We start from the raw sequence: 21,696 nt of genomic DNA, 5'->3' as shown, positions 1-21,696 counted from the left end.
GAGGGTCACGGTCAGCGGGCTGCCGGTCACCGGGTTGCTGACGCTGGCGGTGTAGACAATGCTGCCGCCCTCGGTCACGGTCTGGCCGTTGGTGGCCGAGCTCAGGGTCACCGTGGTGGTGTCCACGGTGTCGGCCACCTCGGTGGTCACCTTGCTGCTGGTGTCCAGCTGTTCGTAGTTGCCACCGCTGCTGCCGGTGATGCTCACCGTCAGGCTGCTGCCATCGTTGTACACGTCGTCACTCGGGGCATCGACCGTCACACTGCCGCTCAGCTCGCCCGCCTTGATGGTGATGCTGGCGCCGTTGGACAGGGTCAGCACCAGGTCACTCTGCGGGGCATTGTTGACGCTGGCGCTGTAGGTGATCTGGCCCCCTTCGTTGACCTGCGCCGGAGCACCCAGGGTCACTGTAGTGGTATCGATGGTGTCGTTAATCTGGGTGGTCGTTGAAGGACCGGTAATGATCTGGTTGAAACCACCGCCCTGAGTACCAGTGATCGAAACAGTGATCGTGGACGGGTCGACATAGGGGCTGTCGGCAGGCGCAGCCACCGTAACGGAACCGGTAGTTTGGCCAGCAGGAATGGTAATGACAGCACCATTTGAGAGAGTAATGACCAGATCGGTGCCAAAAACAGGTACATCAACAGAGGCAGTAAAGGTGATGGAACCGCCTTCATTTACTTGAGGCTGCGCAGAGAGGGTCAGATTGGCGGAGATGAAAGGCTGATCTGCAATGCCTGTCGCATCCAGCGTCGGCGCGGTGCCATTATTGTAGGTCGTATCAAACCCCGCCTGAGAGATAGTGGCATCCCCTACGCGGTCGATGGTGACAAAGCCGCCGTTGCCACTGGCGCCAGCAACACCACCGACGCCGCCACCGCCAGCAGCAGGAGCACCACCCGCGGCAGAGGCTTCAAAAGTCTTGGTCGGGTCAGCGCCACCCAAAATGGCTTGTTGCAGTGCATTGATATCGCTCGGAGTGCCGGGTGCACCGTTTTGTGCCAGCTGGGGTGCATCTCCCTCTTCGGCCGACTCGCTCGGCTGACCGGCCGGCTGCACATTGAACGACTGGTTGCCGCCCATAAAGCTGCCACCATCGGGAGATACAATCACAGCCCCTTTTGGCAGTACATCCCCTTCAACCAACAGCTTCCGGCTGCCGTCTGCGGCAAGCAGGTAAATCTTTCCTTTGAGTTGGGTTACGGTTACGCCCTGTTCCAAGGTAATGGCATTGGTAATCATGTTCTCTCCTGAATCCTGATTTGCATGCAAAAAGCCACAGCCTACTTTGCACACAGGCAGTGGAAATAACCAGTTCGAAAATTCGAAAGAATAGACTGATTTGGGGCTGAACTGTTCAGCCGGCCAGAAGGGTCGGAGCTAACGGTGGGATATAAAATAAAATCAATTTTATCAGTACATTACAGAAATATGGCAGGAGCATGACAAACCATGCACCTGCCATTTCAGAGAGTTATGCGCCAGCCCAGAGGATGATGGCCAAGAGCTGCGGCGAGATGATCCGCAGGAACATCACCAGCGGGTAGACAGTGGCATATGAGAGGGCGCTGGCGCCGCTGGTCGGATGCATGGCGTTGGCAAAGGCCAGCGCGGGAGGATCGGTCATGGAGCCGGCCAGCAAACCACACAGGGTGAGGTAGTTCATCTTGCCATAGAGGCGAGCCAGCACCCCGACCACCAGCAACGGAATAAGCGTAATGGCGACGCCGTAGAGCATCCATGAGGGGCCATCGCCGTGGATCAGGGTATCGACGAAACCGGCACCGGACTTGAAGCCGACCACCGCCAGAAACAGCACGATCCCGATCTCCCGCAGCGCCAGGTTGGCACTGGGCGGCATGAACCAGTAGAGCTTGCCGATGCTGCCGATCCGCGACAGGATCAGCGCCACCACCAGCGGCCCGCCCGCCAGGCCGAGCTTGAGCGCGGCCGGGAAGCCCGGCAGATAGAAGGGGATGGAGCCCAGCAGCACGCCAAGACCGATCCCGATAAAGACCGGCAGCATCTGCACCTGCTGCAGTTTCTGCTGCACGTTGCCGACCACATTGGTCACCGCTTCGATGGCATCGAGGCGTCCAACCAGGTTGAGGATGTCACCGAACTGCAGGCTGGTCTGGCTGGTCGGCACCAGCTCGATACCGGCACGATTGAGGCGGGAGATCACCACGTCATAACGCTGTTTGATGTCGAGATCGCGGATCTTCTTGCCCAAAACCTGCTCGTTGGTCACCACCACCCGTTCGACGCGCAGGTCGGTACCACGAGTCGAGAGCGAGGTCTCCACCTCCTCCCCGAGCACCAGCAGCACCTTGTGCAGCGCATGGCGCTCACCCACCAGGTGGAGCAGGTCGCCCAACTCGATGCGCGAATCGGGACGCGGCACCATCAGCTCATCGCCGCGCTTGAGGCGCGAGCAGATGACATCAACCTCGTCGAGACTCGGAATCTCGCTCAGCATCAGGCCATGCATATTGGGGTTGCGCACCGCGATGTTGATGGTCTGCAGACTCTCCTTGGTCTTGCCGGTCTGCAGCTCGAACTGGGCAGCTTCCTCCTCAACCTTGATGCGAAAGAAGACCCTAATCAGCCACATGGTGAGCAAAATGCCGCAGATACCGAACGGGTAGGCAACCGCATAGCCCATCCCCATCAGACCGGTGGAGCCGGGAGCTGCACCCAGTTCACCCAGGATCTGCTGGCCCGCACCAAGCGAAGGAGTATTGGTGACCGCACCGGAGAATACCCCGAGGATCACCGGCAGCGGCACATCGAACAGCTGGTGCAGGGCCGCAGCGACCACGCCGCCAAGCAGCACCAGCAGTGCCGCAAAGCCGTTGAGCTTGAGACCGGAGCTGCGCAGAGAAGAAAAGAAGCCGGGACCAACCTGAATGCCGATGGTGTAGACAAACAGGATCAGACCGAACTCTTGAATGAAGTGCAGGGTTTGTTCATCCAGTGCGAGACCGGAGAGGCCAGCAAAGTGGCCGACTATGATGCCGCCGAACAGCACCCCTCCTATCCCCAACCCGACGCCATAGACTCGCCAGTTCCCCAGCCAGAGCCCCAGCACTGCCACCAGCGACAACATGCTGATGGAAAGCGCGATATCACTCATTGTGTGCATCCTTTGCGAATTGAACTGTCCCTAGCTTGTCAGCAAACGATGCCGCCAACTGTGTGATAACGCACGAATTTATCCTTTGGTGCGGCAAAAATACCAATTAAGGGTTAATTAAACGACATAACCATAAATGGCCATAAAGTGACAAATGCTGCCCCCCAGCACAAACAGATGCCAGATGGCGTGGTTGTAGGGAATTCGCTTGGCGACGTAGAAGATCACCCCGAGGCTGTAGACCAGCCCGCCCGCCGCGAGCAGCAGCAGCCCTTCACCAGCCAGATGGATATAGAGCTGATAGATAACCACCAGCGACAGCCAGCCCAGCATCAGATAGGTAAACAGCGACAACTTCTTGAAGCGGTTGATGAATATCAGCTTGAACACCACCCCGGCCAGCGCCAGCCCCCAGATCACCACCATCAGCCCGCGCGCCAGCGGCGTATCGAGCGCCACCAGCAGGAAGGGGGTATAGGTACCGGCGATCAGCAGATAGATGGCGCAGTGATCAAACACCTTGCACCAGCGTCGCGCCTTGCCCTCCGCCATGCTGTGGTAGAGGGTCGAGGCGAGATAGAGCAGCACCAGACTGCCGCCATAGAGGCTGTAGCTCACCAGCGCTTGCGTGCCCTGCCCCCACCCCTTGATGAGCAGCAGCACCAACCCGGCAATACCCAGCAACAATCCCGCTCCGTGGCTCAGCCGGTTGGCCAGCTCTTCCCGGGGGGAGTAATCCATCACACCACTCATAACATTCACTCCGTCATCATTGGCGACACTCTACCCAGCGCCATTTCAGAGTACAAGTGTTCGCTTAAAAAATGGGGTGGCTGTCACCCGCCCCCCTTTGGTGTATGCTCTGCCGCCGATGCCCGACAGAAGCGGCATAGACACCTACCCCGGTGACCTGGTCTGGAGAACCTGATGAAGTTGACTGAGCTGTTTGCACAAGCGGATCCCGCCTTTGGCGAGGCGATGAGCACCTTGCTGGAGACCTTCCACCACTCCGACGACAGTCAGGCCCCCTACCAGCGCGACCTGTTCACCCATCAGCTCGACCAGTCCCGCATGCCCGCCAGCGGCTGCTCGGCCGAAGCCTATCTCGCCCGGCTGGCTACTCTGGTACCCGGCGCCTCTCACCTCACCTCACCACGCTACATGGGTCATATGACGGCACCATTGCCGGCCTTCACTGCCGAGCTCTCCCGTCTGGTGGTGATGCTCAACCAGAATCCGATGAAGATGGAGTCCTCCCGTCTGCTCAGCTTTCTGGAGCGGGAGGTGCTGGCCAAGCTGCACCGCCTCATCTACGGCATGAACGATGCCTTCTACGGCGAACAGATGCATGCCAAGGATGCCGCCCTCGGCGTCATGACCAGCGGCGGCACCATCGCCAACGTCACCGCCCTCTGGCTGGCCCGCAACCGCGCCTGCGGCGACAACCTGTTCGCCCTCTACGAGCAGGGCTATCGCGGCGCCGTCATTCTCGGCTCCCGGCTGATGCACTACTCCTTCGACAAGGGGATGGATCTGCTGGGGCTGGGCGCCCGCAGCGTCTGGCGCCTCGAGACCGACGAGCAGAACCGGCTCAGTCTGGCGGCGCTGGAACAGGCGCTGATCCAGTGCAAAGAGCAAAAATTGAAAGTGCTGGCGCTGGTCGGCGTGGCGGGCAGCACCGACTTTGGCTCCATCGATCCCCTGCCGGAGCTGGCGGCCATCGCCGAACGCGAGCAGATTCACTTCCACGTGGATGCCGCCTGGGGTGGTCCAACCCTCTTCTCCCCCCGCTATCAAAACCTGCTGGCCGGGATCGAGCACGCCGATACCGTCACTCTGGATGGCCACAAACAGCTGCTGGTGCCGCTCGGTACCGGCATGCTGCTCTGCCGCCAGCCGGACCTGATGATGGCGGTCAAGCGGGAGGCCCCCTACGCCATTCGTGCCACCTCGTTTGATCAGGGCCGCTTTACCTTGGAGGGCACCCGCCCGGCCAATGCCCTCTATCTGGATGCCGCCTTCCAGCTGTTCGGCCAGCAAGGCTATGCCGAGCTTATCGAAGCCAACTACGACCGGGCCCGACTGATGGCCGAGCTTATTACCAGCAATCCGGCCTTCGAGCTGATGTCTGCTCCGGTGATGAACCTGCTCTCTTACCGCTGCATCCCGCCCCATCTGCAGGGTAAGGTGCTGGATGAAGCGGCCAACGAGCAGGTCAACGCCTTCAACGTGGCGCTGCAAAGAGCCCAGCGCGCCGAGGGGCACAGCTTTGTCTCCCGTACCCAGCGCGCCGTGGTGCGCTACGGCGCGCAGCCTCTCACCCTGCTACGCGCCGTACTGCTCAATCCCCTGATTGAAGAGCGCCATATCCGCGACCTGCTGGCCGATCAGCAACGACTGGGGCTCACCATTGCTCACCAACTGTTTGGCGACAGCGCGGAACCGGCGTAAAAATGAGCAGTCTTATTCATTTGCCGTTGTCCACCGTGCAGGTAGACTGGGCGAAATTTGCAGGCCATCTTTGAGGACTAGGCGTCAGAAATGAAGCAATTTATTGAATTTATTCCACTTATCGTTTTCTTTGCGGTCTACAAGTTCTACGACATCTACATGGCCACTGGCGCCCTGGTGGTGGTCACCGCTCTGCAGCTCGCCTATAGCTGGATCCGCTATCGCAAGGTCGAGAAGATGCAGCTTTTTACCTTCCTGCTGGTCGGCTTCTTTGGCGGTCTCACAGTGTTCTTCCACGATGACACCTTCATCAAGTGGAAAGTGACCGTCATCAACGCCCTGTTTGCGTTGGGTCTGCTCATCAGCCGCTATGGCTTTGGCAAGAACCTGATCAAGCAGATGCTGGCCAAGGAGCTGCAGGCACCCGACGCCATCTGGGATCGGGTCAACCTCGGCTGGGCCGGTTTCTTTGCCGTCTGCGGCCTGCTCAATCTCTATGTGGCCTTCAACCTGCCGCAGGAGATGTGGGTCAACTTCAAGGTGTTCGGCCTGCTCGGCATGACCCTGATCTTCACCCTGCTCAGCGGTGTCTACCTCTACCGCCACATTCCGGCTGATCAAAAAGAACAGCTTAAAAAATAACCCTCATCAGAAAAGGATTGTCTCATGTGGTATCTCATCTACTCCGAAGATGTTCAGGGCAGCCTGCCGCTGCGCAAGCAGGTTCGCCCCGCCCATCTGGCTCGCCTGCAAGCCCTGCAGGATGAAGGTCGGCTGCTGACTGCCGGCCCCAACCCGGCCATCGATGCCGAGGACCCGGCCGATGCCGGCTTTACCGGCAGCACCGTCATCGCCGAGTTTGCCTCGCTGGCTGACGCCAAAGCCTGGGCCGATGCCGATCCCTATGTGGCAGCTGGCGTCTATGCCAAAGTGACCATCAAGCCGTTCAAGAAGGTCTTCTGACCCGAAGCGCATAGCGAAATAAAAAAGGCCGGACTGGAAGTTCACTCCAGTCCGGCCTTTTTGCATCCCGGTATCAGCCTCACGCCCTGGCGACAAACCAGGGGTTGAGAATATCCGGCTTGTTATAGCGCAGCGGTGAACCATCGAGTTGGGTGACGCTGCCCCCCGCCCCCTCCAGCACCGCCTGCGCAGCGCCGGTATCCCACTCGCAGGTGGGAGCGAGGCGCGGATAGAGCTCGGCCCCCCCCTCGGCAATGATGCAAAACTTGAGAGAGCTGCCCATGGAGACCAGCTCGATCTCGCCCCGCTCCAGTTCGCCAAAACGGGCCAGATACTCGAGTGTCTCCTGCGACAGGTGATTGCGACTGCCCACCACGCGCCACACTTGCCCAGCGTCATGAGGGCGGGTCTGGATGGTCTCGTGCCTGCCATCAGCCACACGCCAGGCGCCAATCCCCTTGCCCCCATACCAGAGCTTGTCCAGTACCGGGGCATAGACCAGCCCCCAGCGCGGGGTCCCCTGTTCAATCAGGGCGATATTCACCGTGAACTCGCCGTTGCGGGAGACAAACTCCTTGGTGCCATCCAAAGGATCCACCAGCCAGTAGCGGGACCAGCCGAGTCGCGCAGCCATCACCTCGGGGGAGGACTCTTCCGACAACACCGGGATATCGGGAGTGAGACGCGCCAGCGCCTGAACGATCACCTCGTGGGCCCCCTTGTCCGCAGCCGTCAGCGGGCTCTCGTCCTGCTTGTACTCCACCGCAAAGGGCTGGCTGTAGATGGACATGATGGCCTCACCGGCGGCGCGGGCGATGGGCTCCAGTTCGGAAATGGCGGGTAGATACATGGAAAAGAGTTCTCGCTCAAAGGGTTGGTCAGTGTAACCGAGTGAGTATCTTCGGCTTATAGCCGATTCGCCTGAGTTATTCCCTGCTAATTCTAACAGACGAAAAGTGGCGCAACACAGCTAATGATAAATGTGATACTAACGCCACATAAGGACATGACGATATGAACAAGAAGACCCTGATCGCCGCACTGCTGTTGGGCTGCCTCCCACTGTTGAGCCAACCTCTGCTGGCCGCCGACAAGGCGGCGACCAAGCCTGTGGCCACCACCCAAGTCAAGGAGAGCGGCAAGATCAATCTCAATACCGCCAGTGCCGGCGAGCTCACCGCCCTGAAGGGCATTGGCGAGAAGAAGGCACAGGCCATCATCGACCACAGGGAGAAGCAGGGCAAGTTCACCTCCGTCGATCAACTGGCGGACGTCAGTGGCATCGGACCTGCCACGCTGGAAGCAAACCGGGACATGATTATCGTCAAGTAACCGGTTTGAATCCCTGCCATCCCAAGGGCAGCCTGTGGCTGCCCTATTTTTCTTCGGGTATCATGAGCTCACTTTGTATCTTCGGACTCACTCCATGAAAAAGACACCGCTCGTTGTTCGCAAGGCCGTTCTCCCCGTTGCCGGTCTGGGTACCCGCATGCTGCCCGCCACCAAGGCCATCCCCAAGGAAATGCTGCCCGTGGTCGACAAGCCGCTGATCCAGTATGTGGTGCGCGAAGCCATCGCCGCCGGCATCAAGGAGATCATCCTGGTGACCCATTCAAGCAAGAACTCCATCGAGAACCACTTCGACAAGAGCTTCGAGCTGGAGGCGACCCTGGAGAAGCGGGTTAAGCGCCAACTGCTGGAAGAAGTTCAGCACATCTGTCCCAAAGACGTGACCATCATGCACGTGCGTCAAGGGGAAGCAAAAGGCCTGGGCCATGCAGTACTGTGTGCCCGCCCCCTCATCGGGGATCAACCCTTCGCCGTACTGCTGCCGGACGTGCTGATCGACGAGGTGGCCAGCGATCTCAAGCAGGACAACCTGGCCGAGATGGTGCACCTGTTCGAAGAGGAGCAGATCAGCCAGATCATGGTGGAAGCCGTCCCCGAGAGCGAAGTGGACAAATACGGCATCGCCGACATCAAGGGGGAAGCCCTGAGCGAAGGCATGTCCCTGCCGATGCAGGCCATCGTCGAGAAGCCGCCCCGGGATGAAGCCCCGTCCAACCTGGCCGTGGTCGGTCGCTATGTGCTCTCGGCCAATATCTGGCCCTTGCTGGAAAAAACCCCGGCCGGCGCCGGCGACGAGATCCAGCTGACCGATGCCATCGCCATGCTGATGGAAAAGGAGCAGGTCAATGCCTACTTCATGAAGGGACGCAGCCACGATTGCGGCAGCAAGCTCGGTTACATGAAGGCCAATGTGGAATACGCCGTGCGCCATCGGGAACTCAGCAAAGAATTCACCAGCTGGCTGAAGCAGTTTGCCAAAGAGCTGTAATCTCTGAATATTTACAAGATAAGCAGAATAAAAAACTGGGCATCATTCGATGCCCTTTTTCATTTTATAAACAAATATTCAACCATTGATAGATAAAATATCGCTAAATCATAATATTGTAATTTAAAGTCGCTTGTTCTATAAGGATTAAGGCTTGTTCCTAGCCCTTGCATAAAATTTCTAAAAAAATATAAGACACAGGTGGAAGTTCCAATGAATAACCCGTCCAAAGGGACCTTTTTAGGTCACCCTAAAGGGCTTTTTTTGCTCTTTAGTACCGAACTGTGGGAGAGATTCTCCTATTACGGCATGCGTGCCGTGCTCGTCCTCTATCTGACCGACCTGACCGCCAACGGTGGCATGGGCTGGACCCAGGCCGACGCCCTCAAGCTGTACGGCATCTATACCGGTCTGGTCTACATCACTCCCATCATCGGCGGCTGGCTCGCAGATACCTTCCTGGGCCAGCGCCGTGCCATCCTGTTCGGTGCCGTGCTGATGGCCGCCGGCCAGTTTACCCTGGCACTGCCTCACGCCATGTTCCCTGACATGGTCAACACCGTCTTCTATGCCGGCCTTGGCTTGCTGATCGTAGGCAACGGCCTGTTCAAACCGAACATCTCCACCATGGTGGGCGACCTGTATAAAGAAGGGGATCACCGTCGTGACGGCGCCTTCACCATCTTCTACATGGGCATCAACCTGGGCTCCCTGCTGGCCGGTGTGATCTGCGGCGCCGCCGCCACCACCTATGGCTGGCAAGCCGCCTTCGTCAGCGCCGGTATCGGCATGCTGCTCTCCCTGGTCGTGCAGGCCACCATGGCCCAGCGTTTCCTTGGCGACATCGGCCGTGTGCCTGCCGCCCAGCGTGCCGCCCTGCAACGCTCTAAGGAGCAAAAAGCGCCCCTGACCAAACAGGAAGTGGATCGCATCAAGGTGATCCTGGTACTGGGCCTGTTCACCATCATCTTCTGGGCCGGCTTCGAGCAGGCCGGTGGTCTGATGAACCTGTATGCCCAGGAGTATACCGACCGCATGATCGGCAGCTTCGAAGTGCCGACCGCCTGGTTCCAGTCCCTGAACCCCTTCTTCATCATCACCCTGGCCCCTGTCGTGGCCGCCATCTGGATCAAGCTCGGCAAGAAAGAGCCGAACTCCCCGGTGAAATTCGCCATGGGCCTGCTGTTCCTGGCCGTCGGCTTCCTGTTCATGATCGGTGCCGTACTGGAGCAAGGTGGTGATCAGGCTGTCAAGACCTCCATGTTCTGGCTGGTCGGTGCCTACCTGTTCCATACCCTGGGCGAGCTCTGCCTCTCTCCCATCGGTCTCTCCATGGTGACCAAGCTGGCTCCACTGCGCCTGGCCTCCCTGATGATGGGTGCCTGGTTCGGTTTCGTGGCCCTGGCCAACTATGCCGCCGGCTTCATCGGCTCCTTCGTCGGCGAATCCGGCGCCATGGCCATCTTCGGTGGCATCGCACTGGCCGCCGTGATCAGCGCCCTCATCCTGCTGACCATGGCCAACCGCCTGGTCTACTGGATGCACGGTGCCGAAGGCCCGGCCAAAGAGCTCGAAGAACAAGAGCAGAAACTGCAGTCTGCGACCGTTTGACCGGTCAAACAGCAGAGACCAAACAGGGCGCCCATGGGCGCCCTGTTTGCATGTGTTCACTTCACGGCGTCAGTGGTGACGAACCTGCATCGTCAGGGCGCTGCCGCTGTCACTGCGAAACTGCAGATCAAAGGGCTCGTGCCAGCTTCGCCTGTGCAACGTGTAGCGACTGCTGCGCATCAAGCCGAGCGGCAACCCCCCTGCACGCATCAACCAGTGAGGTGAGGTGAGCCCGGCATTTGCAAAAAGCAGCCCATCCTCCTGATCGAACAGCAGGGCCGCCATGGCAAAGGAGTGACGCAGGCCCGACTCCAGCAGTTGCAGATTGAGGTAATCCAGCAATCGGTGTGGCTGGGTCAACAGCAGGCTCTCTTGTTGCTGGTATTGGCGATAGGGGCCGTTCATCAGGGATCGCACCAAGGCACCACAGAAAGCCGCATCCACACCGAGGATGGGCAATTCCATCACCAGTACCAGCAGCTTGTCGTCCAGTTTGAAGGTATCCGGGATGAAGAGATTGCCCATGCCGGCAAAGGTGACCTGCCAGGGCCCCCACTCCTGCATGCCAGGGGGGGCCAACCAGGCGAGCAGCCGGCTGCTCGCCAGATCGTGGCCACGGAAGAAGTCGATGTGTTCCATCAGCTCCAGTTGCTGGCTCTGATGCCCGAGGTTTGTCAGGCATTGCTCGATGCTGCGGCGGATCTGCTCATAGTCATTCACCGGTTTGATGAAGAAGTCCCTGGCCCCCGCCCGCAGCGCACGCTCGATCGCAGCCATCTGATCCTGACCGGAGATGACGATGACGGGCACCTGTGGATAGCGGGCGGTGAGGCAGGCAATCACCTCATGGCCATCCATGTTCGGCATGTTCAGATCACACAACACCACATCGGGGTGATAGAGCGCTGCGGCAGAGAGCCCCTCAATCCCGTCTTCTGCCTGAAAGACGCAGGCCCCGTCGTGCTCGAGATAAGATACCAGTGAGTGGCGAAAAACCGCTTCGTCTTCTACCACCAAGATCCGTAGTCCGGCTTTTGACATCTTGACAAAGCTCTTATTAGTCAAATGGTTATTTGAGCATTAAGACTAGATCATGGGCGCTGGATACCGCCACACAATATTGTCGAGCAGCGAGCCGGGCTGGCCTTGATATCTGCCAAGCGTTTGAAATGGTCCGACTATTTTGCTCGCCCCCTTGCGCAGAGATGATCGGCAACCGTCGCCCGACAGCCGTTCTCTCGCAGGTCGGCACCATGAATTGTATGAGGCACCGCCATGATGGATAATGCCCTCCACTCCAGATCGTGAAGCAGACCATGACGCCAGCCGAATACAGCGCCCTCGCCCATCCCAGACTCTCCCATCCGGCCCGCAGCCTCTATACCCTGCAACTGCGCCGCTTGGTGCTGGAAAATCGGCTGGCCCGACTCAACTATCCCGAGCTTGGCCGGGCACTGGCTGTCGTCGATCCGGGCAATCCCGGTGGTTTCAGCTATCAGGTCAACGCTCGCCAGCTGACCGAGCTGCTCGACGAGCTGATGGAGGCCGAACTGCTTCAGGTCGAGGCCCAGGCTGACAGTGAGCACTACCACCAGTGCCCTTTCCAGTTGCCGTTGCTGAGCCAGCGGGTGCGCAGCCCCCTGCCGGCACGCCCGTTCCAGATGCACCTGCAGTGGCGTCCGGACGAAGAACTGCCTGCTCTCGCACGCCTGTGCGGGGTGATCGATGCCAGCTACAGCGAAGAGGATCTCGGGGAGTTCATCGCCTACTGGCTCGGCCGCCCCGAGGTGTTCGACTCCCAGCACCAGTGGATGTTGAAATTTATTCGGGCCCTCAAGAGTCGGCGCTACGCCCGCCGCCCGGCGACCGTGGTCACCGGGTACCAGCAGGTCGCGCCAGCCCCGGTAGAGGCTGGCCCGAGCCGCCGGGCGCAAGAGATGATCGATGAGGCCAAACGGCTGGCACAAGCTCAGGAGCCGGAGAATGATTGATACCAGGCGGCCACGAAGTGCACTATTGACCCCCTGCCCATCCAGCCATAGCCCTAGCAGAAGGAGAATTCCATGACAGATCCGCACGACCCGATGCGCCAGGCACTGGAAGAGATCGAGGCCAAACGCCAGAAAATCGCCAAGGCCAGACAGGAGCAACAGACTCATGATCCCGAGCTCAAGCGTCACGTCAGCAGCCTGCAGGAACGTATTCTCCGACTGCGGGCCGCAACCGGCGGCAGCCAGTACGACTACGAGACCCTGCGCAAGGAGTACGACGCCAAGGCCAATGCCGAAGTGCGCGAGTTGCAGAAGGCCGCCCGCCAGGAGCGGATCCAGAAGCTGATCGCCCAGGCCGACCTCAATCCGGACTGGATCTTCGACAAGATGGATTCCGGTGACCCGGCCCTGCAATACCCCATCGAGACAGCCCGCTACTTCATCAGCGGTTTCGAGCACTGGGAGAAGAGCGGCGGGGGCTGCATGCTGATCTACGGCGATTACGGCACCGGCAAATCCACCCTGGCGGGCGCCGTGGCCCACGAGTTGATCGCGCGCCACCAGAAGTCGGTGATCTTCCAGCAGTGGGCCTCCATCGTGGACAGGCTCTTCTTCAACGTCATCCAGGATCAGGAGGAGCGCAACCAGTACCGCCGCGCCCTGGAAGAGGTGGACCTGCTGATCATCGACGAGGTGGCGGCCAACCGCGCCAAGATGGCCGAGAGTCAGTCCAGCTTCCTCGGCCACCTGCTGCGCCGTCGTCGCAACCTGTCCAAAAGCGTCATCATCATCACCAACCACAGCCCCCAGAGCCTGCATCAGGCCATCGGTGATTTCAGCTATGAGGCGATCAAGGCGTTCAATCCGGTGGACATCCACCTGAGCGGACCCAGCCGCCGTCCCAGCATCGGCCATTACAACGGTTGATCCCGTCGGGCCGGCGTCCCTGATGTCCGGCCCTTCATATCCCCTGCACCTCACAAATAAAAACCACTCTCATTTACAGAGAGCCATCCAGGCTCTAGGCTTGCTCTTTTGTTCGAGAGGGCCTGTCATGCCAACCACACTCATCTTCGGTGCCAGTCGCGGACTGGGCCGCGCCTTCACCGACCACGCACTGCAACTGGGCCACAGGGTCGTTGCCCTGGTGCGCCATGCCGACATGGCCAGCGAGCTGCATACCCTGGGAGTCGAGGTCGTCATCGGGGATGCCCTGGACCCCCAGGCCGTGGCCCAGGCTTGCCGCTTGGCGGACAGGGATGCCCGGGTAGTCTCCACCCTCGGCAGCTTTCGCCAGAGTGCACCGGTGGATTATCAGGGCAACCGCCATGTGATCGACGAGATGGAGCGCGTCGGGCTCAGCCGCCTGCTGCTGGTCACCTCCCTCGGTTGTGGCGACAGCTGGCAATACCTGCCCGAGCGGGCTCGCGCCGCCTTCGGACACGAGGTACGCCTCAAGAGCCTGGCGGAAAGCTGGCTGCAGACCAGCACCCTTGAGTGGACCATTTTACGCCCCGCAGGGTTGCAGGATGGGGAGCCCACGGGTCAGGCCATCCTGAGCCAGGGGCAAGAGAGGCATGGCCTGGTCAGGCGCCAGGATGTGGCGATACGGGGTTTGCAACTGCTCACCGACCAGGAGGCGTGCGGCCAGATCTATGCCATCGGCGATCCGGGTCTGAGTCAGCCATGATCCCTGTGAATGGCAACACGGTCAGCCCAGTGGCTGACCGTGTTGTTGCAAGGGGCCTAGTCGGTGGAAGACGCTGTCGCCCCATCATCCGGCCGCGTTGCAGGGCACGGTTGACGCCAGCGGAGCAACCAGCACGCCAGAGCGCCATACAGCAGCGCCAGTCCCCACAACTGCCACCAGTAGTGGGAGACCTGAGCAAACTCAGCCCCCATCTGGTTGAGCCGCAGAAAACCTTCGATGGCCGGGGTGCTCGGCACCCACTGCGCCAGCCAGTTGAGGGGGGCCGGGATGAGCTCAAGGGGCCAGATAAAGCCGGCCAGGAAGACCAGCGGCAAAGAGGAGACAAGCACTATCTGGGTCGGTAGATCACGGCGGGTGAACAGGGCGCCGAGCACGATCCCGAGCCAGGTGGTGGCCAGCAGGAACGGCAGGGTAAAGAGCCAGAGTTCGCCGGGTACAGCGGTGCGGGCAATACCGTAGTGATCGAAGCAGAAGCCGAAGAAGTAGGTCACCGGAAAGACGAAAAGAGCCCCCACCACCAGGGTGCGGGCCAGCAACAAGGCCGGCACGGGAGCATGTTGCCAGTAGCCTGACTCGCCACGGTGGCTGCGCTGGTTCTGGGTCGCCCCCAGGATGCCGGTCCCCATCAGCAACACCTGATGCAGGATCAGCACGAATACCGCAGGCACCACGTAGTTCACATAGCCCATGGTGGGGTTGAATACCGGCAGCACATTGAGGGCCACCGCGTTCCAGCCCATGGCGGCCTGGGGCAGCGCCTCACCCTGGCTCAACAGCCTGGCCACCTTCACCTGGGCGGCGAGCGTGCCCCCCGCCTGGGCCAGCCCTTCGGCAATGGTGCCATAGACCAGGAAGTAGGAGGCATCCCCGGCATAACCCAGGGTCACGCTCCTGCCCAGCATCAGATCCCGATAGAAGTGGCGGGGAATGTGCAAGATGCCGCTCGCCTTGCCGGTCAGCATCATCTGGCGGGCCTCGTCGAGCGAACCGGCACGGGTCACCAGTTTCACCTGCGCCGTGGCATCGGCCATGAACTCCAGCTGGCGGGAAAGCTGGCTGCCATCCTCGTTGACCACCACCACGGGCTCTTCCCTGGGCAATTGGTGCAGGTAGGGCTGGGGGTAGAGGAAGGAGTAGAAGAAGACGCCGCCAAACAGGGTCAGCATGATGGCGCGATCCGCCAAGAGGGTGCGCAGCTCAAGGCGCACCAGATCCCAGAATCCCATCATGGCCTGGACTCCTCATGGGGCAGGGCCGCGCCCGACGGCGTCCGGTAGCGGTGTACCACCAGCAACAGGGGCAGCAAAAACAGCAGCAGAGCCCCGAGCTGGGGCAGGGCCGCCGTCAACGGTTGACCATAATTGGTTTGCCCGATCTGCAGCTCCACATAGTGGGAGATGGGCAGCAGGCTGCGCCAGAACTGGGCTACATCCCCCATGGCGCTGACCGGAAAGGTGACCCCCATGAAGGCAAATCCCGGCGCCGTGTAGGCGCCGGCCAGAGAGAGCGCCCGCGCCGGATCCCGGATGATGGCGTAGAAGAAGGCCCCCATGGTGACGCAAGCGGCCGACGCCAGTCCCAGCCCCGCCGTCAGCACCAGCCAACTGCCTTGCATGGGGTACCCAAGCCCCTTGAACAGCAGCAGACTCCACGCCAGACCCCACCCCCAGCCGATGAGCACGTGGGGCAGCAGGGTACGCCAGAGGCCGAACCAGACCCCTCTGGTGGTCCAGTCCAACCCGAGGCGATCGGTGCGGGCCAGGGCGTTCAGGCCATAGAGCACCACCAGGATCTGCCACACCGCAGGTAGCAGGGCGCTCAGCAGAAACTGGGCGTAGCTGGAATTGATGTTGTAGAGCGCGGTAACCTGGCTCGCAATGGGTACGGATTGTCCCAGGGCACCGGGCAGCGTCTTGCCGTCGGCCATGGCCTCCAACACCCCTACCTGGCCATTGAGAGTTCCCACCACCTGGGCCAGTGCGGAGTTGACCAGCTTGGCAATCAGGATGAACTGGCCATTGTTGAACACGGTCACCCTGGGTTGGGTCCCCTCGCGGGCATCCCGCTCCAGGTGATGAGGGATCACCACCAGGGCATAGATGTCCCCCCCTCGCAGTGCCCTGGCCCCCTCGTCAATGGCGTCAAACTGCTGCGCTATCTTGAGCCCGGCGGAGCCATCGAGAGAGAACGCCAGTTGCCGGGAGAGGGTGCTGCGATCCAGATCCACCAGACCGACCTTGAGATCCCGCGCCAGGCCGGCTGAAAAGATCCAGCACAGGATCCCTATCAGCAGAAAGGGGACCCAGCTCGCCAGCGCCCGGCCGAACGGGTCCTGCCAGAGCAACCGCCATTCGCGCCCCATCAGAGCTCGACCAGCACGCTCATGCCGACCCGCAGCCCGTCAACCGGCTGCAAGGGGCGCGCTTCCACCTGGAAGCTTTTCATGTCGAACCCCTGGCGGGTGTCGGTGGCACGCCAGGTGGCGAAATCCCCCATCACGGCCACATGGGTCACCTTGAAGCGCACCAGCTGATCCCCCAGGCCGGGAATACGGGCATCAAACTCGGTACCGACCGGAAACCTTGGCAGGAGGTCCTCACGGACATGGAACTGGGCCCAGGCATCCTTCATGTCGAGCAAGGTCACCACGGGGAAGCCCTGGGGAGCCAGCTCGCCGCTGCGCAGCAGCACCTGGGCAACTTCCCCCTCGTGTGGGCTGGCGATGCGGGTATCGGCCAGATAGGCTTCCACTTCCGCCACGCCGCCAGCCGCCATCTTGGCCTGCTCGCGGGCCGCGATCTTGGTCTCTTCCCGCGCCCCTTCCAGCGCCATCTGGTATTGCTGCCAGGCCATGCCCTCGCTGTACTTCGCCGCCTGCCAGGCCGTCCAGGCCTCGTCACGCTTTTGCAGCGACATCACGCCATCCCGATGCAGGCTGGCAATGCGCTCGTAGGTTTTGCCATGAAGCAGGGCTGCCGCCTTGGCCTGTTGCCACTGATCCTTGGCGGCCGCGATCTGCTGCACTCGCGCTCCCTTCTCGGCCTCTTCGGCCATGGCGCCAGCCGCGGCCTGCCCGGCCTTGGCCTGACTCAGCTTGGCCTCGATCTCCGGGCTCGCCAGAGTGAACGCCAGTTGGCCCCTGGCCAGTTGATCCCCCTTCTTCACCAGCACCTCGTCGATGCGGCCCGCCACCTTGGAAGAGACCGAATACTGCTGCGCCTCTATCTGCCCCTGCAGACGCACCGGCTCCGGCTGATAGGCCAGCCAGAAGCGCCAGCCCAGCCAGAGCACAAGCAATACCAACGCCAGTGGCAGCAGCCAGGGCTTGCCCTGGCTCATCTTCTTCTTGATGGGGGGATGACTCATGAATTCACCTCGGCAAACGGGCGACCCTTGACGGTCGAAACGGACATGAATAACGGAATGGAAGAGAGCGCGATCATGAGTTCACCTCGATCGCCTGGCCATGCTGATACTGGTTGAAACTGTTCATCTGACCGGAGAGTGCCAACAGGCGGGCCAGGGAGATCACGTATTGATAGGCGGCGGCGGCGCGCTGGGTCTTGACCCCGGCAAGCTGGGTCTGGGCATCGACCACATCAAGGGAAGTGGAGAGCCCCTGACCGAATGCCTTGTCACGCAACCGCACGTTCTCCTCGGCCAGCGCCTGGGTCGAGGAGAGAGAGTGATACTCCTCCAGTCCCTGGGCAGCCTCGCGCCAGGTCTTCTCGACCAGCAGCTCCAGATCCTGGCGGGTCTTGGCTTGCAGCAGGTTGACCTGGAGTTCGGCGCTCTTGGCTGCCTGGACCGTCTCGGAGCGGCCATCACGACTCACCAGCGGCATGCTGACCCCGACACCAACCAGCCAGTCCGGTGTGGTCTTGGAGACGATGGAATCATCTTCATAGAGGTTGTAGTTGCCGAACAGGAAGAGCTCGGGGGCGTATTTGCCCTTCTCCAGCTTGATCATCCCCTGAGCCTGCTCCTTCTTGGCCGTCAACAGCTTGAGACCGGGATGCACCGACAGGGTCTCCTCCACAAAGGGAGACAAGGCTGGCATCCCTTCGTTGATGAAGAGGGCGGTATTGGGCTCCGCCTGCTTGAGCTTGAGCATGTGGCCGAGCGCTAGCTGGGCGATCTCCAGGCTGCGCCTGGCCTTCTGGGTATCGATACGTGCCCTGTCATAGGCAGACTGGGCCGAAAGGCGCTCCACCTTGGCGATCTGCCCCTGGGCTTCGAGCTTCTTGGCATGATCCAGATGGTGTGCCAGTCCCTGCTCGATCTCCTGCTTGGTCTGCACCACCTGCGCCGCCAGCACCACCCCGAAGTAGGTCTGGGAGAGGCTCTCGAAGGTGGACTGCTGTTTGAGCACCAGCAACTGCTCAGCCTCGCTCACTTGGGCCTGACGAATATCCTGGGCCGCATCGATGCGCCCGCCGGTAAAGAGCGGCCATAGCATCTTGACCGAACTGGTCACCACGTTCTGCTTGGTGAGGGGGGTGACGAAATCGCTCGGGCTGAGGTTGAGTGCCTGCATCACAGGCCCCAGCACCTTGCCGAATTCCGGATGATTGGCGATGGGGTTGAGATCCAGCATGTCCAGCTCCATCGGCTGATCGAGATGGGTATAGCTGGCCCCCACATCCACCTTGGGCAGGTACATGGCCTTGGCCGCCTCCCGCAGTTGCTGGGCCCGCTTCACCCCGGCCTGCTCTGCCGCCAAGCCGTCATCCTGCTGGATGACCCGGCTCCAGGCCTCGGTAAAGCTGACCGTATGCGCCTGAGCCGACCCCAGCACGATACCCAGCAGGCATGGGCAGAGCGACTTGATGAACTTTACCGTCATACATCCCCGATCCGTTTGTAATGAAATTGTGTAGAGTCTTTGCTCAACTCAGGCCCGCTATCATAGCCTAAACCGGCTTGAGAGGGAGACTCACAAATCACCATCCCCCTCACTCGCGCCCTCCTGACCATGGTCACAGACAATATGTCCGATTTTCAAGCACTCCTGAATTTGCAAGCCTTGGCGCGACGTTTTTTTCAGAAAAAAATGGCTGACGCTCAAATACTAACCTTTTCTCCTGACTAAAAAATGCGTAATATACGCCGCCCTAAGCCGATGGTAACCGTGGAATGCAGATAGGTCCCCACACGCTTGAAACTCCCCTGATCGTGGCCCCCATGGCCGGTGTAACAGACCGACCATTTCGTGAACTTTGTTTACGTTTGGGAGCCGGTATGGCCGTTTCCGAGATGCTGCTGGCCAACCCGGATGTCTGGGATACCCAGAAAACCCGGATGAGAATGGATCACTCTGCTGAAGGCGGCTTGCGATCGGTCCAGATTGCCGGTGCCGACCCCGAGATGATGGCGTTTGCTGCCCGCTACAACGTGGAGCAGGGCGCTCAGATCGTCGACATCAACATGGGATGTCCGGCAAAAAAAGTGAATAAGAAGCTGGCAGGTTCCGCCCTGCTGCGTCAGCCAGACCTGGTCAGATCCATCTGCCGGGCCGTGGTGGATGCGGTGGAAGTACCTGTCACCTTGAAGATCCGCACAGGATGGGATCCGGATAACCGCAATGGCGAGGAGATCGCCCGAATCGCCGAAGATTGCGGTATCGCGGCCCTTGCCGTGCATGGTCGTACCCGTGCCTGCCTCTACAAGGGCGAAGCGGAGTACGACACTATCAGGGCGATTAAGCAGGCCGTATCGATTCCTGTTGTCGCCAATGGCGACATCGATAGCCCGGAGAAAGCCCGGTATGTCCTCGACTATACCGGTGTCGACGCCGTGATGATCGGCCGTGCTGCGCAAGGACGACCCTGGATTTTCCGGGAAATCCGCCATTTTCTTGAAACGGGCACCAAGCTGCCGCCTCCCGACAGGGAAGAGGTTCGCACCCTGATGAACGAGCATGTCACCAATCTGCACCAGTTTTACGGTGCCTATCTGGGAGCGCGCATTGCCCGTAAACACGTGGGCTGGTATCTGGATGAAGAAGAGGCGGGCCGAGAATTCCGTAAGCACTTCAATGCCCTGGATTGTGCAGACGCACAACTCGAGGCACTCGAAGCGTATTTCGATGGATTAGGTTAACGCATAACTAAAGAGCCGACCGAATATGTTCGAACAAACCCTGACTTCTGATGCATTGGTAACAACTACTCACAATCACGCTGCCGAGCCGACCCAACGCCCCCTGCGTGACTCTGTGCAACAGGCCCTGCGTAACTACCTGGCCCAGTTGAACGGTCAGGAAGTGATTGATCTGTACGATATGGTTCTCTCCGAAGTCGAAGCTCCCATGCTGGACGTGATCATGCAGTACACCCGTGGCAACCAGACTCGCGCCGCCGTGATGATGGGCATCAACCGCGGCACCCTGCGCAAGAAACTCAAGCGTTACGGCATGAACTGATCCCGGTCATTCTGCTGCAGTGCAGACGAAGGCGTATCCCAGCGATGGGATACGCCTTTTTCTATGCCCGGTGTTTACCTGCTCACTCCACCGCCAGCTTGATACCGAGCCCCACGAACAGCCCCCCCATCACACGATTCAGCCAAGTGGCCACCCGGGTGGGTAGTCGCACCTTGCGGCTTGCAAACGCGGTGGAAAACGCCAGCAGATGGCACCAGATCATGCCGTTGAAATTGAAGATGCAGCCCAGCACGATGAATGCCAGTGCTTTTTGCGGCGCATCTGGCGCGATGAACTGGGGTACAAAGGCGAGGAAGAACAGGGCAACCTTGGGGTTGAGGACATTGGTGAGCAACCCCTGCCGAAAGATGCGCCCATAAGAGAGCGCAGGCAGCGCCACAGCCCCATCCACAGACGTTGAAGCGCCACTCCTCTGCCAGAGCATGGACACGCCGAGATAGACCAGATAGAGCGCCCCCATCAGCTTGATGACGGCAAACAGCTCGGCAGAGGCACTCAACAGGGCAGACAGCCCCAGCGCCGCCGCCAACACATGCACCATGGTACCTGTCCCGATACCCAATGCCGCCATGGACCCTGCACGCCATCCCTGGGAGCCGCTGCGCAGCATGATGAGCAGGGAGTCAGGCCCAGGCATCATGTTCAACAACAGGCCAGAAACGATAAACAGCGCCAGATCGTGGATCCCCAACATACACAGCTCCTTGTACATGAAAGAAACAGTCTATGGATCCTGAAGTACTTGTCACTCCCGTTTCCGGCGATAGTGATTATCAAGGAAGGGAATAGCGTTTGAGCCGGAGATATTTGACGCTCAACCAGGTGAAAAAGAGAGATTGAGCCGTTTGAAAGGCAGTGATACTGGCTGAATAGCAATGTTTATCGATGTAATTGACTGGATTTTGAGCATTATCCAGACTTATTATCTAAAAAATAAATTTCAGGCAATAAAAAACCCCGCTCGAGTGAGCGGGGTTTCTTGTATTGGGTGCCTGGCAGTGTCCTACTCTCGCATGGCGAATGCCACACTACCATCGGCGCTACAGC

The 21,696-nt window shown here is 60.1% G+C and carries 21 protein-coding genes; 11 read left to right on the top strand and 10 right to left on the bottom strand.

Going from position 1 to position 21,696, the window contains the following annotated elements; translation table 11 throughout:
- From PG883_RS18455 to trhA, 3 genes are all read right to left on the bottom strand, one after another.
- On the bottom strand, positions 1–1,245 hold a 1,245-nt coding region (locus PG883_RS18455; protein WP_270807572.1), incomplete at its 3' end, for a retention module-containing protein.
- 232 nt (positions 1,246–1,477) lie between these two features.
- On the bottom strand, positions 1,478–3,139 hold the full coding sequence (locus PG883_RS18450; RefSeq protein WP_270807567.1) for a putative transporter: 1,662 nt from the start codon (positions 3,137–3,139) through the stop codon (positions 1,478–1,480).
- A 117-nt stretch (positions 3,140–3,256) separates the two neighbouring features.
- Positions 3,257–3,892, bottom strand: coding sequence for a PAQR family membrane homeostasis protein TrhA (trhA, locus tag PG883_RS18445; protein WP_033112811.1), 636 nt, complete (start codon positions 3,890–3,892; stop codon positions 3,257–3,259).
- A 174-nt stretch (positions 3,893–4,066) separates the two neighbouring features.
- On the opposite strand from trhA, the gene PG883_RS18440 reads away from it, so the two are divergent.
- The 3 genes from PG883_RS18440 to PG883_RS18430 all read left to right on the top strand — a co-directional run bounded on the left by PG883_RS18440 (position 4,067) and on the right by PG883_RS18430 (position 6,553).
- On the top strand, positions 4,067–5,590 hold the full coding sequence (locus PG883_RS18440; protein ID WP_270807564.1) for an aminotransferase class V-fold PLP-dependent enzyme: 1,524 nt from the start codon (positions 4,067–4,069) through the stop codon (positions 5,588–5,590).
- A gap of 90 nt (positions 5,591–5,680) precedes the next feature.
- Complete coding sequence (locus tag PG883_RS18435; protein WP_270807562.1) at positions 5,681–6,232, top strand: septation protein A; 552 nt, start codon at positions 5,681–5,683, stop codon at positions 6,230–6,232.
- Positions 6,233–6,256: 24 nt separating this feature from the next.
- Positions 6,257–6,553: a YciI family protein gene (locus PG883_RS18430; protein ID WP_069556199.1), complete on the top strand. Its 297-nt coding sequence runs from the start codon at positions 6,257–6,259 to the stop codon at positions 6,551–6,553.
- Between the two features lie 79 nt (positions 6,554–6,632).
- Here the strand turns inward: PG883_RS18430 and cysQ are convergent, their stop codons facing one another.
- Complete coding sequence (gene cysQ, locus PG883_RS18425) at positions 6,633–7,403, bottom strand: 3'(2'),5'-bisphosphate nucleotidase CysQ (protein WP_270807556.1); 771 nt, start codon at positions 7,401–7,403, stop codon at positions 6,633–6,635.
- A gap of 164 nt (positions 7,404–7,567) precedes the next feature.
- On the opposite strand from cysQ, the gene PG883_RS18420 reads away from it, so the two are divergent.
- From PG883_RS18420 to PG883_RS18410, 3 genes are all read left to right on the top strand, one after another.
- Positions 7,568–7,885 (top strand): ComEA family DNA-binding protein, encoded by a 318-nt coding sequence (locus tag PG883_RS18420; protein WP_041213860.1) that lies wholly within the window; start codon positions 7,568–7,570, stop codon positions 7,883–7,885.
- A 94-nt stretch (positions 7,886–7,979) separates the two neighbouring features.
- Positions 7,980–8,891 carry a UTP--glucose-1-phosphate uridylyltransferase GalU gene (gene galU, locus PG883_RS18415; RefSeq protein WP_010675542.1) on the top strand — a complete coding sequence of 304 codons (912 nt, stop codon included), beginning with the start codon at positions 7,980–7,982 and terminating at the stop codon, positions 8,889–8,891.
- 213 nt (positions 8,892–9,104) lie between these two features.
- Positions 9,105–10,502 (top strand): peptide MFS transporter, encoded by a 1,398-nt coding sequence (locus PG883_RS18410; protein ID WP_270807554.1) that lies wholly within the window; start codon positions 9,105–9,107, stop codon positions 10,500–10,502.
- 69 nt (positions 10,503–10,571) lie between these two features.
- Here PG883_RS18410 and PG883_RS18405 read toward each other — a convergent pair whose 3' ends face one another.
- On the bottom strand, positions 10,572–11,543 hold the full coding sequence (locus tag PG883_RS18405) for a response regulator (protein WP_029314797.1): 972 nt from the start codon (positions 11,541–11,543) through the stop codon (positions 10,572–10,574).
- A 275-nt stretch (positions 11,544–11,818) separates the two neighbouring features.
- On the opposite strand from PG883_RS18405, the gene PG883_RS18400 reads away from it, so the two are divergent.
- From PG883_RS18400 to PG883_RS18390, 3 genes are all read left to right on the top strand, one after another.
- Positions 11,819–12,493, top strand: a complete 675-nt coding sequence (locus tag PG883_RS18400; RefSeq protein ID WP_039041329.1) for a DnaT-like ssDNA-binding domain-containing protein — start codon at positions 11,819–11,821, stop codon at positions 12,491–12,493.
- A gap of 72 nt (positions 12,494–12,565) precedes the next feature.
- Entirely contained in the window at positions 12,566–13,420 is an 855-nt protein-coding gene (locus PG883_RS18395; RefSeq protein ID WP_270807552.1) for a DnaA ATPase domain-containing protein, read from the top strand.
- Positions 13,421–13,547: 127 nt separating this feature from the next.
- Complete coding sequence (locus PG883_RS18390; RefSeq protein WP_042880594.1) at positions 13,548–14,183, top strand: SDR family oxidoreductase; 636 nt, start codon at positions 13,548–13,550, stop codon at positions 14,181–14,183.
- 56 nt (positions 14,184–14,239) lie between these two features.
- Here PG883_RS18390 and PG883_RS18385 read toward each other — a convergent pair whose 3' ends face one another.
- From PG883_RS18385 to PG883_RS18370, 4 genes are all read right to left on the bottom strand, one after another.
- Positions 14,240–15,433: an ABC transporter permease gene (locus PG883_RS18385; RefSeq protein ID WP_270807550.1), complete on the bottom strand. Its 1,194-nt coding sequence runs from the start codon at positions 15,431–15,433 to the stop codon at positions 14,240–14,242.
- Positions 15,430–16,566: an ABC transporter permease gene (locus tag PG883_RS18380; protein ID WP_201985833.1), complete on the bottom strand. Its 1,137-nt coding sequence runs from the start codon at positions 16,564–16,566 to the stop codon at positions 15,430–15,432. The genes PG883_RS18385 and PG883_RS18380 overlap by 4 nt, the downstream gene beginning before the upstream one ends.
- Entirely contained in the window at positions 16,566–17,570 is a 1,005-nt protein-coding gene (locus PG883_RS18375; protein WP_080767988.1) for an HlyD family secretion protein, read from the bottom strand. The genes PG883_RS18380 and PG883_RS18375 overlap by 1 nt, the downstream gene beginning before the upstream one ends.
- A 73-nt stretch (positions 17,571–17,643) precedes the next feature.
- Positions 17,644–19,050: a TolC family protein gene (locus tag PG883_RS18370; protein ID WP_270807547.1), complete on the bottom strand. Its 1,407-nt coding sequence runs from the start codon at positions 19,048–19,050 to the stop codon at positions 17,644–17,646.
- Between the two features lie 290 nt (positions 19,051–19,340).
- On the opposite strand from PG883_RS18370, the gene dusB reads away from it, so the two are divergent.
- A complete protein-coding gene (dusB, locus tag PG883_RS18365) occupies positions 19,341–20,306 on the top strand; it encodes a tRNA dihydrouridine synthase DusB (protein ID WP_010675552.1) in 966 nt (321 codons plus the stop codon).
- A gap of 25 nt (positions 20,307–20,331) precedes the next feature.
- The gene (gene fis, locus PG883_RS18360; protein WP_005309538.1) at positions 20,332–20,628 is read left to right on the top strand and encodes a DNA-binding transcriptional regulator Fis; all 297 of its coding nucleotides are present in this window, start codon (positions 20,332–20,334) and stop codon (positions 20,626–20,628) included.
- An 82-nt stretch (positions 20,629–20,710) separates the two neighbouring features.
- On the opposite strand, the gene PG883_RS18355 is transcribed toward fis, so the two are convergent.
- The gene (locus tag PG883_RS18355; RefSeq protein ID WP_183148886.1) at positions 20,711–21,343 is read right to left on the bottom strand and encodes a LysE family translocator; all 633 of its coding nucleotides are present in this window, start codon (positions 21,341–21,343) and stop codon (positions 20,711–20,713) included.
- Between the last annotated feature and the right edge of the window lie 353 nt (positions 21,344–21,696).

This window comes from Aeromonas sp. QDB25 (assembly GCF_027707725.1).
Classification (GTDB): Bacteria; Pseudomonadota; Gammaproteobacteria; order Enterobacterales; family Aeromonadaceae; genus Aeromonas; species Aeromonas caviae.
Note: the sequence above shows the minus strand (reverse complement) of the source record. Positions and strands in the feature narration are given on the sequence as shown.

Excerpts from the sequence above, each read along its gene's own strand:
- PG883_RS18450 (WP_270807567.1), bottom strand. The coding sequence starts at position 3,139 with ATGAGTGATATCGCGCTTTCCATCAGCATGTTGTCGCTGGTGGCAGTG.
- trhA (WP_033112811.1), bottom strand. The coding sequence starts at position 3,892 with ATGAGTGGTGTGATGGATTACTCCCCCCGGGAAGAGCTGGCCAACCGG.
- PG883_RS18440 (WP_270807564.1), top strand. The coding sequence starts at position 4,067 with ATGAAGTTGACTGAGCTGTTTGCACAAGCGGATCCCGCCTTTGGCGAG.
- PG883_RS18435 (WP_270807562.1), top strand. The coding sequence starts at position 5,681 with ATGAAGCAATTTATTGAATTTATTCCACTTATCGTTTTCTTTGCGGTC.
- PG883_RS18430 (WP_069556199.1), top strand. The coding sequence starts at position 6,257 with ATGTGGTATCTCATCTACTCCGAAGATGTTCAGGGCAGCCTGCCGCTG.
- cysQ (WP_270807556.1), bottom strand. The coding sequence starts at position 7,403 with ATGTATCTACCCGCCATTTCCGAACTGGAGCCCATCGCCCGCGCCGCC.
- PG883_RS18420 (WP_041213860.1), top strand. The coding sequence starts at position 7,568 with ATGAACAAGAAGACCCTGATCGCCGCACTGCTGTTGGGCTGCCTCCCA.
- galU (WP_010675542.1), top strand. The coding sequence starts at position 7,980 with ATGAAAAAGACACCGCTCGTTGTTCGCAAGGCCGTTCTCCCCGTTGCC.
- PG883_RS18410 (WP_270807554.1), top strand. The coding sequence starts at position 9,105 with ATGAATAACCCGTCCAAAGGGACCTTTTTAGGTCACCCTAAAGGGCTT.
- PG883_RS18405 (WP_029314797.1), bottom strand. The coding sequence starts at position 11,543 with ATGTCAAAAGCCGGACTACGGATCTTGGTGGTAGAAGACGAAGCGGTT.
- PG883_RS18400 (WP_039041329.1), top strand. The coding sequence starts at position 11,819 with ATGACGCCAGCCGAATACAGCGCCCTCGCCCATCCCAGACTCTCCCAT.
- PG883_RS18395 (WP_270807552.1), top strand. The coding sequence starts at position 12,566 with ATGACAGATCCGCACGACCCGATGCGCCAGGCACTGGAAGAGATCGAG.
- PG883_RS18390 (WP_042880594.1), top strand. The coding sequence starts at position 13,548 with ATGCCAACCACACTCATCTTCGGTGCCAGTCGCGGACTGGGCCGCGCC.
- PG883_RS18385 (WP_270807550.1), bottom strand. The coding sequence starts at position 15,433 with ATGATGGGATTCTGGGATCTGGTGCGCCTTGAGCTGCGCACCCTCTTG.
- PG883_RS18380 (WP_201985833.1), bottom strand. The coding sequence starts at position 16,566 with ATGGGGCGCGAATGGCGGTTGCTCTGGCAGGACCCGTTCGGCCGGGCG.
- PG883_RS18375 (WP_080767988.1), bottom strand. The coding sequence starts at position 17,570 with ATGAGTCATCCCCCCATCAAGAAGAAGATGAGCCAGGGCAAGCCCTGG.
- PG883_RS18370 (WP_270807547.1), bottom strand. The coding sequence starts at position 19,050 with ATGACGGTAAAGTTCATCAAGTCGCTCTGCCCATGCCTGCTGGGTATC.
- dusB (WP_010675552.1), top strand. The coding sequence starts at position 19,341 with ATGCAGATAGGTCCCCACACGCTTGAAACTCCCCTGATCGTGGCCCCC.
- fis (WP_005309538.1), top strand. The coding sequence starts at position 20,332 with ATGTTCGAACAAACCCTGACTTCTGATGCATTGGTAACAACTACTCAC.
- PG883_RS18355 (WP_183148886.1), bottom strand. The coding sequence starts at position 21,343 with ATGTTGGGGATCCACGATCTGGCGCTGTTTATCGTTTCTGGCCTGTTG.